The organism is Pedobacter psychrodurus, assembly GCF_032678585.1.
Lineage (GTDB): Bacteria > Bacteroidota > Bacteroidia > Sphingobacteriales > Sphingobacteriaceae > Pedobacter > Pedobacter psychrodurus_A.
Map to the genome: position 1 here is coordinate 37,686 of NZ_JAVTSN010000039.1, position 17,469 is coordinate 55,154.

Annotated in this window: 13 protein-coding genes and 1 tRNA gene; 8 read left to right on the plus strand and 6 right to left on the minus strand. The window is 41.6% G+C overall.

Annotation, left to right across the window (positions count from 1 at the left end):
• Positions 1-81: 81 nt before the first annotated feature.
• The 3 genes from R2S57_RS22335 to treZ form a co-directional block, all read right to left on the minus strand.
• Positions 82-666 (minus strand): hypothetical protein, encoded by a 585-nt coding sequence (locus tag R2S57_RS22335; protein WP_316847164.1) that lies wholly within the window; start codon positions 664-666, stop codon positions 82-84.
• 100 nt (positions 667-766) lie between these two features.
• On the minus strand, positions 767-4,819 hold the full coding sequence (treY, locus tag R2S57_RS22340; RefSeq protein ID WP_316847165.1) for a malto-oligosyltrehalose synthase: 4,053 nt from the start codon (positions 4,817-4,819) through the stop codon (positions 767-769).
• Entirely contained in the window at positions 4,812-6,671 is a 1,860-nt protein-coding gene (treZ, locus tag R2S57_RS22345; RefSeq protein ID WP_316847166.1) for a malto-oligosyltrehalose trehalohydrolase, read from the minus strand. Before treZ ends, treY begins: the two co-directional genes overlap by 8 nt.
• Before the next feature lie 131 nt (positions 6,672-6,802).
• Between treZ and R2S57_RS22350 the strand changes: the two genes are divergently transcribed.
• The 3 genes from R2S57_RS22350 to R2S57_RS22360 all read left to right on the plus strand — a co-directional run bounded on the left by R2S57_RS22350 (position 6,803) and on the right by R2S57_RS22360 (position 10,739).
• A complete protein-coding gene (locus R2S57_RS22350; protein ID WP_316847167.1) occupies positions 6,803-7,813 on the plus strand; it encodes an SDR family oxidoreductase in 1,011 nt (336 codons plus the stop codon).
• A gap of 12 nt (positions 7,814-7,825) precedes the next feature.
• Positions 7,826-8,320 carry a DUF421 domain-containing protein gene (locus tag R2S57_RS22355; protein WP_316847168.1) on the plus strand — a complete coding sequence of 165 codons (495 nt, stop codon included), beginning with the start codon at positions 7,826-7,828 and terminating at the stop codon, positions 8,318-8,320.
• 82 nt (positions 8,321-8,402) lie between these two features.
• The gene (locus R2S57_RS22360) at positions 8,403-10,739 is read left to right on the plus strand and encodes a PAS domain-containing protein (protein ID WP_316847169.1); all 2,337 of its coding nucleotides are present in this window, start codon (positions 8,403-8,405) and stop codon (positions 10,737-10,739) included.
• Here the strand turns inward: R2S57_RS22360 and R2S57_RS22365 are convergent.
• Positions 10,702-11,004 (minus strand): hypothetical protein, encoded by a 303-nt coding sequence (locus R2S57_RS22365; protein ID WP_316847170.1) that lies wholly within the window; start codon positions 11,002-11,004, stop codon positions 10,702-10,704. The genes R2S57_RS22360 and R2S57_RS22365 overlap by 38 nt on opposite strands.
• Positions 11,005-11,063: 59 nt before the next feature.
• Here R2S57_RS22365 and R2S57_RS22370 point away from each other — a divergent pair, with 59 nt between their 5' ends.
• From R2S57_RS22370 to R2S57_RS22390, 5 genes are all read left to right on the plus strand, one after another.
• Entirely contained in the window at positions 11,064-11,255 is a 192-nt protein-coding gene (locus R2S57_RS22370) for a hypothetical protein (RefSeq protein WP_316847171.1), read from the plus strand.
• Positions 11,256-11,330: 75 nt separating this feature from the next.
• Entirely contained in the window at positions 11,331-12,056 is a 726-nt protein-coding gene (locus R2S57_RS22375) for a DUF72 domain-containing protein (RefSeq protein WP_316847172.1), read from the plus strand.
• A gap of 441 nt (positions 12,057-12,497) precedes the next feature.
• Positions 12,498-12,571: transfer RNA gene (locus R2S57_RS22380), tRNA-Ile, on the plus strand.
• A 490-nt stretch (positions 12,572-13,061) separates the two neighbouring features.
• The gene (locus R2S57_RS22385; RefSeq protein WP_316847173.1) at positions 13,062-13,886 is read left to right on the plus strand and encodes a phytanoyl-CoA dioxygenase family protein; all 825 of its coding nucleotides are present in this window, start codon (positions 13,062-13,064) and stop codon (positions 13,884-13,886) included.
• Between the two features lie 50 nt (positions 13,887-13,936).
• Positions 13,937-14,752: a hypothetical protein gene (locus tag R2S57_RS22390; RefSeq protein ID WP_316847174.1), complete on the plus strand. Its 816-nt coding sequence runs from the start codon at positions 13,937-13,939 to the stop codon at positions 14,750-14,752.
• Positions 14,753-15,079: 327 nt separating this feature from the next.
• Here the strand turns inward: R2S57_RS22390 and R2S57_RS22395 are convergent, their stop codons facing one another.
• Both R2S57_RS22395 and R2S57_RS22400 read right to left on the minus strand, forming a co-directional pair.
• Positions 15,080-16,210 carry a DUF4998 domain-containing protein gene (locus tag R2S57_RS22395; protein WP_316847175.1) on the minus strand — a complete coding sequence of 377 codons (1,131 nt, stop codon included), beginning with the start codon at positions 16,208-16,210 and terminating at the stop codon, positions 15,080-15,082.
• Positions 16,211-16,244: 34 nt separating this feature from the next.
• Entirely contained in the window at positions 16,245-17,429 is a 1,185-nt protein-coding gene (locus tag R2S57_RS22400) for a DUF5000 domain-containing lipoprotein (RefSeq protein ID WP_316847176.1), read from the minus strand.
• Positions 17,430-17,469 lie beyond the last annotated feature (40 nt).

The window sequence follows — 17,469 nt, forward strand, 5'->3', positions numbered from 1 at the left end:
GTATTTATGTGCCTAAGGTGGTATAATAACCACCAAGGGATTAAGAACAATATGTTTTATTTATGATGACAAGCTACAGCGCTACAATTTGTTTCCCATAATTTTAACAATCTCTTCAGGCCCGGTAATCTTAGTTAATTGCACATCAAAATAAAAGGTCGTTTTTTGCGCTACCGGAATACCAAAAGCATTATTAGCCTTGTATTCATGCGTAATTTTCCATCCTTTAAAAAAGGATTTATAGTGCTTTTTTAAAGAATCGATTTTGGCTGAAAAAAGTGAAGCACTGTCGTTATACAATTTTTGCTCTGCAGAAGCGGCCAGTAATTCCTTCCATAATGCTTCTTTTTTACGCTCATTTCTGGTGGTATCTGTCCGGTAGCCGAGATCTGCCAGTTTGGTAAAAGCTAATGTACTATTATCCAGGCAGTGAGAAATGCGGTCTGAATTTACCTTAAAGAGCGAATCTTCACGATAGGTGGTATAGGCACTATCCAGTTTACCAAATGCGCCTGCCTTGTAACCATAAGTATGGTTTTCACGTGCCTCAAATAATTTACTGATCAGTTCCTTTGCTTTATCTTCCGGTGTTTGTGGAGAATTTTTGCAGGAACTGAAAAGCAGCAGTACCAAAGCGGTGTAAAATATGTGTTTTAGGTTAGACAAATTTGTTTTGTTAAAAGCTGAATATGATCAAACTTACAAAAAAAGCAGCAATCTGGCTGCTCACATTTGCTCAACATAAATTAGATTTTTTCTAATTTTTTTAGCGTCCATAAAGTTCGGTCTCCGCTTTCAGCCATTGTATTATTTCCTCGTTTATAAATGCTTTACTGGCCCTCCAGCCCCAGTTTCCCTTCGCCTCTCCCGGTACGTTCATCCGTGCGGATTCGTCTAAGCCCAGGATATCCTGCATGGGGATAACCGCAATTTTGGCAATAGAAGCATAACAAAGCCCGATCAGGATGCTATTGATATTCTTTTCATTAACCGGAGTACCTACATATTTGGAGATGCGTTTTTTAAGGTTGGCGTCCGTTTCATTTTTGAACCAGCCTAAGGTGGTATTGTTATCATGCGTTCCGGTATAGACCATAAAATTTGTGGAGTCGAATTGATGTGGAATATGTAGGGAACCCGCTAAATCTTCGCCAAAAGCAAATTGCAGTACTTTCATCCCGGGCAGGCGAAACTGTTTTCTCAACTGCTCTACATCCTCCGAAATTTCGCCCAGATCTTCTGCAATAAAGGGAAGTTTACCCAACTTGTTTCTCATTAATTTAAAAAACGCAGCGCCAATACCAGGTTTCCAAACGCCATTTACCGCATCCTCACTATCGGCCTTAACCTGCCAGTAATTAGAAAAGGCCCTGAAATGATCTAAACGGATGAGATCGTATATCTGCTCGCTTTTTCTTAACCGGTTTTCCCACCATTTAAAACCATCCGCTTTCATTTTCTTCCAATTGTATATAGGCATGCCCCAGAGCTGGCCTTTTTCATTAAAATAATCAGGAGGAACGGCAGCAACCTCGGTCCTGTTTCCGTTTTTGTCGAGCAGAAAATTTTCGCGCTGTGCCCATACTTCAACAGCATCATAATCGAGGTAAAAGGGAAGATCGCCAATCAGGCTAATTCCTTTTGCGTTTGCATATTCCTTTAACCTAAACCATTGACTATAAAAAACAAACTGGCTCCATTTTATTTCTTCAAGTCCGGCCGCATTGCTTTGCTCGAAATCGATGATGGCCTGCTTATCTTTTAACTTAAATTTTTCTGGCCAGTTAAACCATTCCTTGTTTTTATTACATTGCTTGATGCGGGTGTAAGTGGCAAAATCTCCTAGCCAGCGCTGTTCGTTTTTGCAAAAAAGATCATATTCGCTTAGCAGATTTTGATCTGCCTTCCTTTTGAACAGGCGATAGGCCTTGTTCAACATCAGCCCTTTTATTTCTTCAGTTTTTTCGAAATCCACCTGCGCTGTTTCTGGTAAGATACAGGCATTAAGATCGCTTTCACTTAATAATCCCTCTTCAAATAAACTTTCCGGACTGATGAGCATGATGTTTCCGGCCATGGCCGAACTACTGGAATAAGGTGAATAGCCACTATCTTTTTTAGTGGGGTTAAGTGGCAATACCTGCCAGTACCTTTGCCGGGCCGCAGCAAGGAAATCGACAAATTTGAATGCAGCCGGTCCTAAATCGCCAATACCAAATGAAGAGGGCAAGGCAGTAACATGCATAAGCACTCCTGCCGAGCGTCCATTGTTTTGAGGATTCAATTTGATCACAGCCAATGGAGCGTGGTTAAACAATTGGCTGATCAATATTCCTTCGTGTAAGGGATCTTTATATTCTTTTTTTCCGGTAAGCAGGTTTTCCCAGCCAAGAGGAGCATCATTGGGTAAAACTATTGCAGTGTCTTCCCAATCAAAATTGACGGCGCTTACCTTTTGGATTTTACAGCATCTAGCCAAACCCAAAGGCACCACAGAAATTAGCCAGCGCTGTTTATATTGCCTTGCGAAAGCACAAATGTGCTGGCTATACTTCCCTTTAACCTGCAATGGAATATAGGCACCACGCTCAAAAACTTCAGACTCAGATTTTCTGATCTTTAACAAAGTTTTAGTTAGCCACATTTTTATCTTTCCCGAAAACCTCTCCTGCCACAGCGTTTTAAAATCAACTGGCGCATCGAGCGCCGACATCAAACTGGTCCTATTGTCGTAATCAACAGGTCGTCTGTTATCAGGATCAACAAGGCTCAGATCCCACAATTCCGTTCCCTGGTAAATATCCGGAATGCCCGGACAGGTAAATTTTAAGGTGAGTTGACCTAAACTATTGATGATCGCAAAATCAGCTATTTGTTTTAAAAATTCCCTGATCAAACGATAGCACTCCTGTTCTTCAGCTAAAATTGCCTGCGAAAATTGAGTTAAGTTTTCCTCGTAATCTTCATCAGGGTTTGCCCAGTCTGATCGCTTTTTCGATTCCCGAAGGGCTTTAACAATAAATTGAGCCAATCGTTTATCGATATCAGGATCATCATCCTCCTGAAAAGGTAAAGCAGCGATAATGGTTTGCAGCAGCAGGTAAATATCGTTATCGTGCAACTGTTTAAAAGATGTATGCTGTTTTTGTAAAGCTGCGAAACTCTTTTTCAGACGCCGCACCAATTGAGCCCAATCCTCTGGAAGATCGCTGAGCACGCTTAACCTTGCCCTTATATCCTCCCCTTTTTTGGTATCGTGGGTGGCGCTTGCGTTCATACTTAATGGCCAGTACTGCTGGCGTTGGTGCATTTCATCATGAAACTTATGTACCGGCATCCCAAAAGCATCTGGCGCATCGCCCACTTCGGTATGGCCTATAAAACGGTTATAGGTAAACATTACAGTATCCTCCACTCCTTTAGCCATTAGCGGCCCTGTAAACTGCATACAGCGTTGAAAAAACCGACGCACCTTATTATTGTGGGCGATATTTGCTTTGATGGGCTTTTTTAAAAAAATTTCGCTCAATAATGCACCGGCTTTGGCCAGCTTTTTATCCTCGAGAATGGGCATTAACAAACTTTGTATAGCAACAACATCAGCCTCTGCAAGTGGAAAGCGGTAATTGTAATATCGGTATACGGACATGTTGATGAGCATTTCGGCAAGCGCCATTTTAAGGTCGGCTTGATCGATGGCCGAAAAATCGGCAAGTTTAAGTTCTAAAAGCAGTGCGAATAAATTATCGAGTTCGCCCTGCATGTGTTCAAATAATATATTGCTTTTCTTTTCGTAAATCAGGCGGGATGGATCCAGTTTTTTGCCCGTTACTTCCTGGTAAAGCGCAGTAAAAGGTTTTTCTGCTTCGCGATTGGTAAAAAGATTGTTTACCATGGCCAAAAAATCATAACCGGTACTGCCCTGCACCTTCCAATTTTCGGGCATCTCTTCGCCCTTTTCCAGAATTTTTTCTACAACGATATAACTATCTTTCCCCACCGCTTTCCGAAGCCGCAATAGATATTCCTTAGGATCATAAAGTCCATCCACGTGATCGATCCTTAAGCCTTGAAAAACGCCTTTCTCAACCAAATCAAAAATGTAGCGGTGGTAAAGATCAAATGTTTCCTGATGCTGCATATTAAGGCAGATAAGGCTGTTCACCGTAAAAAACCTGCGATAATTGATGTTATAATCGGTTTCCTGCCAATTACACAAGCGATAATGCTGATTTTGCACAATCCCGCTTAAAGCAGCAGCATCATTATTTATTTTCTTTAAGTTCTGCGCCGAAAGCATTTTAGTCGTTTCCGCATTAACCGGCCAACTGGAAGCACCATCATTTAAATAATAATTGCCTTTAATTTTCTGTAATGTTATTTTCTGCTGCGCTATCGCTTCATCTAAATCTTCACCTAAAAAAGGCACCATCAAACGTCCGTCACCCTTTTGCAGATCGATGTCGAAAAAACGGGCAAAATCAGAATCCTTTCCTTTTTGCAGCACATCCATTAACCAGGTATTATCTGGATGGAAGGCCATATGGTTGGGCACGATATCCTGCAGCCAGCTGATCCCGGCTTCCTTTAACTTTTTAGAAACCTTTAACAATTCGGCCTCGGTACCGATCTCGGGATTGATCTTCAAGGGATTTACCACATCATAACCATGCGTACTTCCGGGCATCGCCTCAAAAATTGGCGAGGCATATAGCGTACCAATCCCAAGCTCAATCAGGTAAGGAATAATATGATCTAAAGATTTAAAGTTAAAATTTTTATGAAACTGGATCCGGTAAGTGGAAGTTGGTTTATACATCTGTTTTAAAAAGAATAAGAATGGATTCGGGGAATAAAGTAATTTGGCCTTCAGCGGATACACGGTTCGACTCCTGGTTTGGACCGCCCCATTTAACCAAAGCAGAATCTAATAACACCAACGAATGTTGAAATGCCGGATCAATGGATAAATTTTGTGGTTGGCCAGAAAAATTGAAGAGCGCAGTGATTTGTTGGCTGCCCTTCCAGCGTTTTAACAGAAGACAGTTTTTTTCAGGAAAGGCTTCTGAATACACGTTTTCCATATCCAGAATAGTCAATACCGGATTTTGTTTGCGTAGCGCAATTAAAGCTTGATAATAACCGAGCATAAGCTTATGGCCCTGCTCGCCTGTTTTTTTCCAGTCGGGTTTCGACCGTTCAAAAGTAGATTCATCCTGCGGATCGGGTGTTTCTCCATCGGTATGGAAAGCAGCAAACTCTGTCTTTCTTCCCTTTCTAACGGCTTTTATCAGTTCTTCATCACTATGACTAACAAAAAACTGGAAAGGATTATTTTCTGCCCATTCCTCACCCATAAATATTAAGGGCAAAAACGGACTGCAAAAAACGGCTCCAGCCATTACCTTTAACATTTCGAAACTTACCAGGCTACTGCTTCTTTCGCCCAACATGCGGTTCCCCACCTGATCGTGATTCTGCGAAAAAACGACAAATTTACTACCTGTAGCATCATGTGCGGGTGCGCCAAACTTTTTCTGCCGGTGGGGCGAATACTGCCCATTGTACACATAGGCATCCTGATAAGATTTGGCCAGATCCGCCACGCCGTTAAAATCAGAATAATATCCTTCTTTCGGTTGGCCAGTACTCACCCGAAGCGCATGGTGGAACTCATCAATCCATTGCGCATCCATGCCGTAACCGCATTTGCTTTGTGGCCTGATATAACGGTCGTCATTTAAATCCAGTTCAACAATCAACTGGTAAACCCTACCGGTATGTTGAGCAAGTTTTTCGGTGTATGTTTTAATTTCTGCCAGAATATGGACCGGACTAAAGTCTTTGATGGCATGTACTGCATCTAGTCTCAGGGCATCGATATGAAAATCCCTGAACCACATCATCGCATTTTCGATAAAGAAATTACGCACGGCATCACTGCCCGCATCATCAAAATTAATGGCCTGCCCCCAGGGGGTATGGTATTTATCAGTAAAATAGGCACCAAAATCGGCAAAGTAATTGCCTTCAGGACCTATATGATTATAAACGACATCTAAAATTACGGCTAAACCTTTGGCATGGCAGGCATTAACGAGATGCTGTAAAGCCAAGGGCCCTCCATAAGTATTTTGCACCGCAAAGGGGAATACACCATCATAACCCCAGTTTCTGTTGCCCGAAAATTGTGCAACAGGCATAATCTCTATGGCCGTGATACCCAGCGTAACTAGATAATCGAGTTTGGTTTCGATGGCAGCAAAATCGCCGTTTGGCGTAAAGGTTCCGGTATGAAGCTCGTAAATGATATAATCCTTTAGGTTTGGACCTATCCAATCAGAATCAGTCCAGCGGAAAGCATTGACATCAAAGGCAGTGGAGCATCCTTGCGGTCCTTCTGCCTGGAATATAGTGGCAGGATCTGCACGCTCAAGCGTTTTCCCATCAGCCAATGTCTTGATGCTAAAACTGTACTGGTCAGATGGCTTAATCTGGTCTGTTTGCAGAAACCAATAACCATAGCCCTCGAGATGAAGATCTACCCCCCTTTTGCCATCTGATATTAAAATAGAAACCTGCGCTGCCAACGGTGCCCAAAGCCTGATCTCCGCTTCTCCATTTTCATTAAAATTTAATCCGATATTTCTTTTCCCTAGGTCTATTTCCATTGAAGCGCTTTTGAAAAAAACAAAAAAAACGGGTCAAAGTTTTGGAGCAGTGGCCAGAAAGCATTAAAGTTCAAAAAAAACAAACCATCTAAAATCTTAGCTGGTTATATATATACCTATTAAAAAACATCATGATGAACAAGGAAAACAACATTACACGACGCGAGGCGATTGGAGGTCTCGGCATTGGACTGGCCGGCATGGCCATTTCCCCTAATTTAACTGCTGCAACATTAAGCGAAAACAATTATAGGCCTATGGCAGCACTTGAAGACCCTACTACAAAATATCCAAGACCACCTTTTAACCATCAAAATCAGCCATGGCCAGCCTTGGCAAGTAAAATGGAACCCAAACCCGACCATGGAGAAACGAGTTATAAAGGCTCAGGAAGGTTGATGGGCAGGAAAGCACTCATTACAGGTGGCGATTCTGGCATGGGAAGAGCTGCAGCAATTGCCTACGCCAGAGAGGGGGCAGATGTGGCCATCGGTTATCTTCCACAGGAAGAGCCTGATGCTAAAGAAGTAATCGAACTGATTAAAAAAGCCGGCCGTAAAGCTGTGGCAATTCCAGGTGATATCAGAGATGAGGCCTTTTGTAAAAAACTGGTAGATACCGCTGTAAGTCAGCTAGGCGGTCTTGATATTCTGATCAGCAATGCTGCCCGCCAACAGAGTACGCCTTCACTTGCTGATTTAACCAGCGATCAGTTTGATTGGACGATAAAGACGAATATATATGCTCCATTTTGGATTATTAAAGCGGCACTGCCACATTTAAAACCCGGATCGTCTATTATCGGCACTACCTCTGTACAGGCAACAGACCCTTCACCCGATCTTTTTGATTATGCACAGACAAAAGCTGCAACAACCAATTTTGTAAAATCTCTTGCTAAACAGCTCGGACCTAAAGGTATTCGGGTAAATGGCGTTGCACCAGGCCCGATCTGGACACCATTACAAATGGGTGGTGGTTCTACCCCCGAAAAACTTAAAGAATTTGGTAAAGAGACACCGTTGGGCAGACCTGGCCAACCGGCAGAACTGGCATCGATTTATGTTCAGCTTGCGGCAAACGATGCAAGTTTTTCTACCGGACAGATATACGGTGCTGCTGGTGGAAACGGGCAGCCATAAATTCCGGGTAATATGGATACCATTCATGACCTTATTGGACGGAAAAACGACTTAACGGCATTGCAGATGTCGATAAGGGGAATCCTTATTTTTATAGTGGCTTATCTTTTGATCAGGATCTCCGGCCGCAGGTCTTTTGGCATGAAAAGTCCGGTTGATAATATTATAGCCATTCTGCTTGGCGCAATTCTAAGCCGTGTGGTAGTAGGTGCTTCTCCCTTTATACCTGTATTGATTGCGAGTTTGATTATTGTACTGCTCCATCGGCTTTGGGGCTGGTTAATCAGTGCCTATCCTAAATTAGGGAAATTTGCAGAAGGGGAAAAAATTCTGCTCTACGAACAAGGAAAATTCATGGAAATAAAAATGAAACGGGCTTTGATATCCGAGGAAGAAATTATGCAACAGATCAGAACCGCACTTCACGCAGAAAGTCTGGAAAAAGTAGATAAGATTTTCATGGAAAGAGATGGAAAGCTTTCAATAATACTGAAAGCTAATGCCTAATTTTTAATCTAGATTAACGCTTTGTATCCTTTTTTTGGTATTTTTAAATGTTTGGGAATTTTTTCCCGCATGCATCTACTTTATGTCAATAGCCTACAAACAATACCTTCAGGGAGGGGGTGAAATGGGCGCGCTAACACGCGCTTTTAACTGGTCGGATACACTGATCGGATCACCCCAAAACTGGTCTCAAAGCCTGCTCACAACGGTCAGCATTTTATTAAATAGCCGCTTTCCAATGTTTTTATGGTGGGGTGAAGAGCTGATTCAGTTTTATAATGATGCCTACCGCCCAAGCCTGGGAAAAGAAGGAAAACATCCTGCTGCACTTGGGCAACGTGGAGCAGACTGTTGGCAGGAAATATGGCCTGTAATTTATCCACTCATTGCTCAGGTTATGGCTGGTGGAGAATCAAGTTGGAGTGAGAATCAGCTTATCCCTATCTACCGAAACGGAGAACTGGAAGATGTTTACTGGACTTTTTCATATAGCCGTGTAAATGACGAAAGCGGAAAGCCAGGTGGAGTTTTGGTAATCTGTAACGAAACAACAAAACAGGTTACTTCATTTAACGAGCTTAAGCAGGCAAAAATGGAACTGGATTTTGCCATTGAGGCTGCAGAACTTGGCACCTGGGACCTCGACCCTGTTACCAATACCTTCATTGGAAATGAAAGGCTCAAATCGTGGTTCGGTATTTCTGCAGATGCGGAGATAGCACTTTCCAAGGCAACAGAGGTGATCTCTGAGGATGACCGCGATGCCGTATTAAAAGCAATAGCGGAGGCCATGCAACCGTCCTCTGGCGGACATTATGATATTGAATATACCATTATAAACCCTCTTATGCCAAGTCCGAGGCTTGTACGGGCAAAAGGAAAGGCACTCTTTGATGCCGATGGTGTAGTTTACCGCTTTAGTGGCACAATGGAAGATATTACAAGCGAACGGAGCAATCAGCTTGAGCTTGCCGAAAGTAATCAGCGTTTGGAAATGGCTCTTGATGCGGCCATGCTGGGTTCTTACGATCTTGATGTGCGTAGCGGAAAGATGAATTCTACCCCACAGTTTAAAACCAACTTTGGCAAAGAACCAGAAGAAACATTCGACCTGGAGGATCTGATGAAATCCATACTTCCCGCCTACCGCAGCACAGTTAGAGAAATTATTGCACGCTGCGTAAGAGAGCAAAATGTTTATGTAGCAGATTATCCGATCTGTTGGCCAGATGGTTCAATCCATTGGATCCGTGCGCATGGCAAACCCGAATACGATGCCAAAGGCAGGATCGACCGCATTATTGGCGTAGCCGAAGACATTACAGGCGATGTTACCATCCGAAAGGAACTCGAAAGGGTTTACGAACAAGCCCGTTTATCAAAGCAGGCTGCCCAAATGGGCACTTTTGATATGGATCTCGAAAATGAAACCATGGAATGGGACGAGCGCTGCAGAACCTTATTTGGCATCAGCCATAACGATAAGGTTATTTATGAACGCGATTTTTTAGAAGGCCTCCATCCAGAAGATAATGAACGCATTCGCGCAGCCATAGACCGCGCTTTTAACAAGACGGTAAGCGATGGTGATTACGATGTCGAATACAGAACAATTGGGCAGGAAGATCAAAAACTGAGATGGGTAAAAGCTAAGGGGAAAGTATACTTTTCACCTAGTGGCCTCCCCATTCGCTTTATTGGATCTGTTTTGGATATTACGGAACAAAAACTTGATGAGCTCCGTAAAAACGACTTTATCGGAATGGTGAGCCACGAACTTAAAACACCATTAACTACCATTAAAGCGTATACTCAGGTGGGCAGATTGTTGGCCGAAAGCCTTGATCATGAAAAATTATCAAAAACATTGGAACGCACTGAACGGCAGATCCGCAAAATGACGACCATGATTAACGGTTTTCTAAACGTTTCCCGTTTTGAATCCGGTAAGATTCAGCTTAATTATGAAACCTTCGACATCGATAAACTGATCATCGAAACTGTTAGCGACCTTAATCTTTTTGGCACAAGCCATCATATCAACTACCGTGCTAGTGGCCCGGCTTTACTTCAGGGCGATCGTGATAAAATTGCCAGTGTATTATCCAATCTAATCGGAAATGCAATTAAGTACTCGCCTGCAATGTCGGTCATCACCATCACTTGTATACCGGGTAGCGAAGCCATTGAAATATCGGTCAGTGACAATGGTCCAGGCATCAAAGTATCCGATCAGGAAAAACTTTTTGAAAGATATTACAGGGTAGAAGACAAACGCATGCCCACCATTTCGGGGTTTGGCATCGGATTATACCTTAGTGCAGAAATTGTAAGATGGCACAATGGAACAATCGGCGTAAAAAGTACACCCGGAGATGGAGCTACATTTTATTTTTCGCTACCCATACAGCCCTTTTAGCACTGTTTCCCCATACTGATGTTTTTTGCCAATTTGTTCTAACAAAATGTGATACGCCATGATATTTACCATCGTTACCTGTAATCCAGAGATCATCATTTGCTTTTCTGTAATCATTACTGCCTACCGCAAAACCGTTGGATTCAGGGATAAATAAAAACAATCCGAACCAAAGCCTCAATTTATCTGTTTTAAGATAGAAACCTTTAAAAAAAATAACATGGAAGATATAAGAAGGAACATTTTGAAAAAGATCTAAACGCATTAAAGAAAAAGTTCGACGATGGGGTAATAGAATCATTATGGAGTGAAAACGGAGAATTAATGTATATCATCAATGATGGACTTGACTTAAATGAATACGCTCTTGTTGCAAAACAGATACTTGAAAGCGAGGGTGATATAGCGCATGATTTTTCGGGCAAGGTTACCAATAAATCAAAAACCGGATCTGTAAGATTTGAATACAAATCGGGATGGTTTTTAGATGGACTGACAAATGGTGAAATAGAATAACCAACTTGAATAGCCTAAATACTGTTAGTTGCTCTGGTATAATGGCAGCAAGTTTTGAATAATACTAGTAATTATATGAAATTAGGTAAAATTTATATTGGTACATCAGGGTGGAAATACCGCCATTGGGAGGGAACTTTTTATCCATCTGATCTTAAAAAGAAAGATCAACTGAAATATTTCACAGCACATTTTGATACCGTGGAGCTGAACAATTCTTTTTATCGCCAGCCAACACTGCAAAATTTCAAGACCTGGCAAGAACAGGCTCCGGCCAATTTCACTTATGCTGTTAAAGCCAATAGATATTTTACACATTTAAAAAAACTGAATGTGGCACGTAAGGAAATCGTTGAATTTTTAGACGCATGCCAGGGCTTGGAAAAGAAATTAGGACCAGTCCTTTTTCAGCTGCCTCCAAAATGGAACATTAATACCGAACGTTTGGAAAGATTTTTAGAAATGCTCCCACCAGTTTACCACTATACGTTTGAATTTAGAAATCCGACTTGGTATCATGATGAGGTATTTGTCCTTTTAAAAAAGTACAATTGCGCTTTCTGCATTTATGATCTTGCCGGGCACCAATCGCCAATCCTTGCTACCGCCAACTTTGTATATATCAGGTTACATGGTCCCGGAGAAAAATACCAGGGTACTTACAGCCGATCGGATTTAGAACGATGGGCTAAAATGTGTAATAACTGGCTAAATGAAAAGAAAGATGTTTATCTGTATTTCGATAATGACCAGAAAGGTTATGCTGCCTTTAATGCAATGAAAATTAAAAAAATGATATAAATATTATGTTGATCGCTAATGCCTGAACAACAGTAAAATCATCAGAACCAAACTGAGTACGAGGATAAAAAATATTATGCCTTTAGGAAACCTGTCTTCGCTCATCTATTTGTATTTTTAACTGAGGCAATCAATTGTTCTTTGATCCATCATGGTTATAAATAATAAATGGGGTTTTGACATCGCCTGATCGAAAAAGATTAACGGAGGTGAGAATTAATTTCGAATACAATGATTTTAACCAATAGGCTTTAAAGTAATCGAATTGGTTAATGCGTTAGGATGCGCAAAAAAAATAGCTCATTCCAATCTACTGATAAAGATTAAAGAGCTGAAAATGAGTTTATATTTGTTTTTTAGCAAAAAATTGCGAGAAACCTTTTCCAAAATTCAATTCAATTTTGTAACATTGCACTCGCAAAAAAGGAATACCTTTTTTCCGGGCCTATAGCTCAGCTGGTTAGAGTAGAAGACTCATAATCTTTTGGTCCCTGGTTCGAGCCCAGGTGGGCCCACTGCTTTAAACCCCTTTAAGGATAACTTGAAGGGGTTTTTTGTTGCTCAAAAAGCTATGCTATAAACCATTCAAAGGCTGTTTTGATGATGGCAGACTACTGCTGCCGATTTAAAGCTAAGTATTTGTACTTACACCTGAAACACTGTTTTGTTTTTCATTAGCGAAGGCTTAATTATACTCCTATTATAAAACAGAAGGTAATCCTTCTCAACCTCACCACCGGTCTTCCCTACCAGGCACAGGCGTCGTCCTATTCCGTACCTAGAAAAAAAGATAGCGTATAGCCGGCCCATGGATGATATTATTGAAACGCCAGCTATTTGCTTAAATATGCAATCATAAATATCAAAATGTACAATCAATGGTTGAAAAATTGCACACTTACTTTCCTGTTCTTGCCTAAATTTGTTTTGTAGTTGCGTTTGAACGCAACCTACTTTGCTTAAATAATAACTTCATCAAAGAGAATAATCTAAAACTTATCAGATATGAACACGAAGATTACCCCAGCGGATGTCGAATATTACCAGGATAACGGATTTATAGTGATTGAAAATTTCTTAAACACGTTAGAGCTGGAAACCTGGAGGGCCGCAGTTACTGAAGCTGTCTATGACCGCAAAGGACAAAAAATACCTGGACGTGTGGGGAATATTGGAGAGGATGACGGGATTAATAAAGATACTGAATATCAAAGCAAGGTATTCGACCAGCTGATCAACTTGTGGCAAACCAACGATAAGGTTAAAGAATTAATGTTTAATCCTCAGATCGGTGAAATGGCTGCCGAACTGGCTCAGGTGGATGGCATCAGGATCTGGCATGATCAGGCGCTGTTCAAAAAGCCCTGGGCCAATCCTACCTCCTGGCATCTTGATACACCATTTTGGTCATTTACCAATCGCAAAGCATTATCGATATGGGTTGCATTAGACGATGTGACCCTCGAAAATGGATGTCTGTTCTTCGTTCCCGGATCCCATAAAGGCACAAGATTCGAAAATCCCGGCATTGGAAGAAATATGGATTCTATATTTACTATGTATCCCGAATTCAAGGCCTCACCCACGGTAGCTGTACCCATGAAAGCAGGGAGTTGTTCCTTTCATAACGGGATGATTATTCATGGTGCACACGCTAATATGACGCCAGGAAACAGGCGCGCTATGACTTGTGCTTATATGCCCGATGGAAGTGTTTACAATGGGAACCAAAACGTCTTACCAGAAGATGAAATAGCGTTGCTAGAAATAGGTGACACCCTCAAAAATGACTCTTTAAATCCCCTTATTTACCATAAGAAAGTGCGTTAAAGATAACCTGGGTAAAACATTTATGTCATAATTGCACACTTATTTTAATCATGAAGATAGTTCTATTAAGCCCCACATGGGGACATGAAGATTTGCCAATAACAATTTTTTTGGACAAAGTACGTGCCGCAGGCTATCACGGTGTTGATACCTGGGTTCCGACACAACATAAAGAGAAACAGTTGCTATTTAATTATCTGCAAAAGCATCAGATGTATTCTGTGGCGCACCAACATCAGGCTACCGGAAAAACATTTTCACAGTTTTGCAAATCATTTGCAAAAAATCTAAATGAATGCGCAGAAGCGGACCCACTCCTTATCAACTCTCATACAGGCAAGGATTATTTTTCGTTTCAGCAAAATTTAGCGCTACTTGATATCGCCAACGAATTCACGGATAAAACAGGCGTAAGGGTAGCTCACGAAACCCATCGGGGAAGATTCGGCTATTCACCGCAAATGCTTGATGATTTTTTTAAATCCGATAGCCCGTTTTTGCTTACAGCTGATTTTTCGCATTGGGTGTGTGTGACAGAAAGTATGCTGGAACATTTTGGGCCACAGTTGAAAAGAGCGATCGGAGTATCGCGTCATATCCATGCACGGTTTGGTTATGAACAAGGCCCGCAAGTCCCAGATCCAAGGGACCCAAGATGGGAATACGTTAAACGTAAATTTTTTAAATGGTGGGATGAGATTGTAGCCATTAATGTGAAGATAAATACCCCTATACTGCCCATTACAACTGAATTTGGACCACATCCCTATATGATAAATATGCCATTTACCGAACAGGCCCTGACTGATCAGTTTGAAGTTAATCTTTACTTAAAGGAACTGATATCAACAAGATATGGGATCTAGCAAATTCATGGTTATGTTATACACCATTTTAGATGGGATATAAGCGATGTAAAAACGACAACTGCTTGTTGTTAAAAACCTCAATACCAAAGCCTATTGTATTGAATCCGGTAGGTCATTATACTATAAAACGATTACTTATTAGCATTAACTATACTAGTTATCATCATACAAAGAAGTGGAAAGTGAGAAATGGCCCTTATCAGACTAAAATTTTTAATGGTTCACTTGAAAACAGTTCTTTTTTTAATAAAAAATGCCAACGGGAACCACCCGCTGACACTCTACTACCCAAATAAATACAAATTTGCTAACTACCAGCGTTAACTAGAGGCCGTAAGCACTAATTTCACCCAATACCATATTATTTTCAGGACCTTGTGTTCCCATAAATTTAAAGTATCTTGCTTTTGGGCTGTTTGGAAGCAAAAACCGTTGCTCGCCATTCAAGTTCCTGTCAAAGTTAAAGATGCCCTGACTTATCCAGGTTACATTGTCTATACTGGTAAGAAACTCAAACTTATCCGGACCGCGCACATCTCCGCCAGGGGAATCGAAATCGGTACGCCAAACGCCAAATTGAGTAAGAACCCTGGGCGCCCTCATATCTATTACGATCCAGTGTGGATAACTAGAACAACCTGCACAACTATGCCAGCGGGTATCTTCTGTGCCATCAATAAAATTAGCTGCCGCATTATCTCCGCCCGGGTGTTGAGACGAGAAAGCAGCAACTATCCAGTCTCTCTTATCAATAGAAAATAAAACTCCATCTGAATAAGGGGTTAAAAACTTATCGATGCTCAAAGAATCGGGCCGAAATATGGTTCGGAACTGGTAGTTTGTATTGGCCTTCATATCGCTGATTTCGGTAATTTTCTCTTCCCTACCCTTAACGATAACCGGAAAGATTTGCGTTTTAACAGTTCCGGAAACATCTGTGTATTTAACCTCTGATGCATAAGCGCCATTGGCTACGTCGGCACCACCCCAATTGATAGTCAGCTTACCCGCAGCATTGATCAATGTGGAGTTCACAGGCCTGGTCAGAAGTTGCGATTGATACCTGCTACCGAACGAGCCGCCGTTTATTTCCACCGGAACAGATTTGTTTCCTTTTGCATCAAACGTCCGGATTACGAAGGTGTAGTTTTTCTCCAGTAAATCGTTCACCATTACTTTAACCGTATCTCCAGGAACCGAAGCAATATCAACAATGATAGAATCGGCAAAACTATTCCAATAGACTTTGGCGGTGACAACAGTCCTGTCAACACCTTTTGGCCATACAATTTGTATCCTGTTTCGGCCAGATTGTGCTACTGCGACTGCTTTTCCTGGATAGACCAGGCCGGCAGGAACTACGAATGCTCTATAGGTCTCATCCATCTTTCTACAAGCAGAAAGCAGAAAGGCAGTTGTTAATAATATTAACCAAAAATGAATTGTCTTTTTCATATACTATGTTTTTGTATTGAGTTAGATAAGCGGTTTAAGGTATGATTTGCCCGAAGAACTTCAACTCCATGATAACCACCTGACCCGGACTGCTATATGTTTCTAAAGATTTGATCCGAAGGTATCTTACAGCCTCCGGTTGCGTGGTGAAATAAAAGTCAGCACCCAGATTACAAGCGTAGTTGATGTCTTCATTGGTTTTTTGCCCTAACGGCAGGTTCGAAGGTTTCAAGGTTGTAAACTCACCCAGTAACTTCCAGCTTGCCCAGCTCCCATCAGGGTTGGGGGCGTTGGAGCCATAAAGCTCAAAAGTTTTTAAACCAGAGCCCGTATAACAATGATCGTTCTGCTCCATGTACTGCTTAAATCTACTGAGCAATACTTTTTTGCCTAAATCGATGGTGATCCACTGCGGAAGAGAGGAAGCGTTGGACGATGCATAAAGCCTTCGGTCCGGCAAGCCATTCCACAGGTTCTCCATATTGTAACCAGGGTCTGCAAGTGCGACCTGATCGGTAGGCAATACCAATTTTTTATACGTATCGCTCGGAATTTCTATCTCCGGTTTGGGTGTTAGCGTCTTAATAACAGTGTCAGATTTGTTGTTCCAACGGTCTCGGATATACATTGCAAATTTTTGTGGCCTTGCTTCAAACCCACGCGCGGCAAAATCTCCGACCGTAGCCGCGGTATAAAAGGTCCTTACCGTTACCCAGTTATTGTTTCCGGTAGTATCTTTTAAAATAACTATAGCTAAATCTGCCTTGAAGGGATTTGCTATGGCGACGTTGACCCCACCAAAGGTTTCTTTAAAGACCGCCGATTTAAATACAGTTTTAACTGGAGGAGTCTTTGGTGTCACTTCCACTATCACCGGGTCGGATTCTTTTTCGTTAGCAGCCACACTGTATATTTTTACGTTATGGCTCAACTCATCTCCAAAGCCGACTAAGCGAAGTGTATCTGTATATTTTGATGATTTCGCTTCTCTGAAAACCCCTTTTTGTATTTCATATACCGCTTTAACATAAGCCAGGTTTTGATCTGCAGGAAGCTTGTAGGTTAATATGCCTCCACCCGGAGTTGCCTCAACTTTTACGTCGCTAATTTGCATTGGAGCCGGTGCATTACTGTCTACAAAATCCAGCCTCCCCTCTTTTGAACATCCACACCATGCAAGGGTGATGAACGCTGCTCCGATTAAATATATTGTTTTCATTTTCTATCTTATTTAAATGACAATGCTATTAATGATACCA

Excerpts from the sequence above, each read along its gene's own strand:
- R2S57_RS22395 (WP_316847175.1), bottom strand. The coding sequence starts at position 16,210 with ATGAAAAAGACAATTCATTTTTGGTTAATATTATTAACAACTGCCTTT.
- R2S57_RS22365 (WP_316847170.1), bottom strand. The coding sequence starts at position 11,004 with ATGCGTTTAGATCTTTTTCAAAATGTTCCTTCTTATATCTTCCATGTT.
- R2S57_RS22350 (WP_316847167.1), top strand. The coding sequence starts at position 6,803 with ATGATGAACAAGGAAAACAACATTACACGACGCGAGGCGATTGGAGGT.
- R2S57_RS22370 (WP_316847171.1), top strand. The coding sequence starts at position 11,064 with ATGTATATCATCAATGATGGACTTGACTTAAATGAATACGCTCTTGTT.
- R2S57_RS22375 (WP_316847172.1), top strand. The coding sequence starts at position 11,331 with ATGAAATTAGGTAAAATTTATATTGGTACATCAGGGTGGAAATACCGC.
- R2S57_RS22360 (WP_316847169.1), top strand. The coding sequence starts at position 8,403 with ATGTCAATAGCCTACAAACAATACCTTCAGGGAGGGGGTGAAATGGGC.
- R2S57_RS22385 (WP_316847173.1), top strand. The coding sequence starts at position 13,062 with ATGAACACGAAGATTACCCCAGCGGATGTCGAATATTACCAGGATAAC.
- R2S57_RS22390 (WP_316847174.1), top strand. The coding sequence starts at position 13,937 with ATGAAGATAGTTCTATTAAGCCCCACATGGGGACATGAAGATTTGCCA.
- treZ (WP_316847166.1), bottom strand. The coding sequence starts at position 6,671 with ATGGAAATAGACCTAGGGAAAAGAAATATCGGATTAAATTTTAATGAA.
- treY (WP_316847165.1), bottom strand. The coding sequence starts at position 4,819 with ATGTATAAACCAACTTCCACTTACCGGATCCAGTTTCATAAAAATTTT.
- R2S57_RS22400 (WP_316847176.1), bottom strand. The coding sequence starts at position 17,429 with ATGAAAACAATATATTTAATCGGAGCAGCGTTCATCACCCTTGCATGG.
- R2S57_RS22355 (WP_316847168.1), top strand. The coding sequence starts at position 7,826 with ATGGATACCATTCATGACCTTATTGGACGGAAAAACGACTTAACGGCA.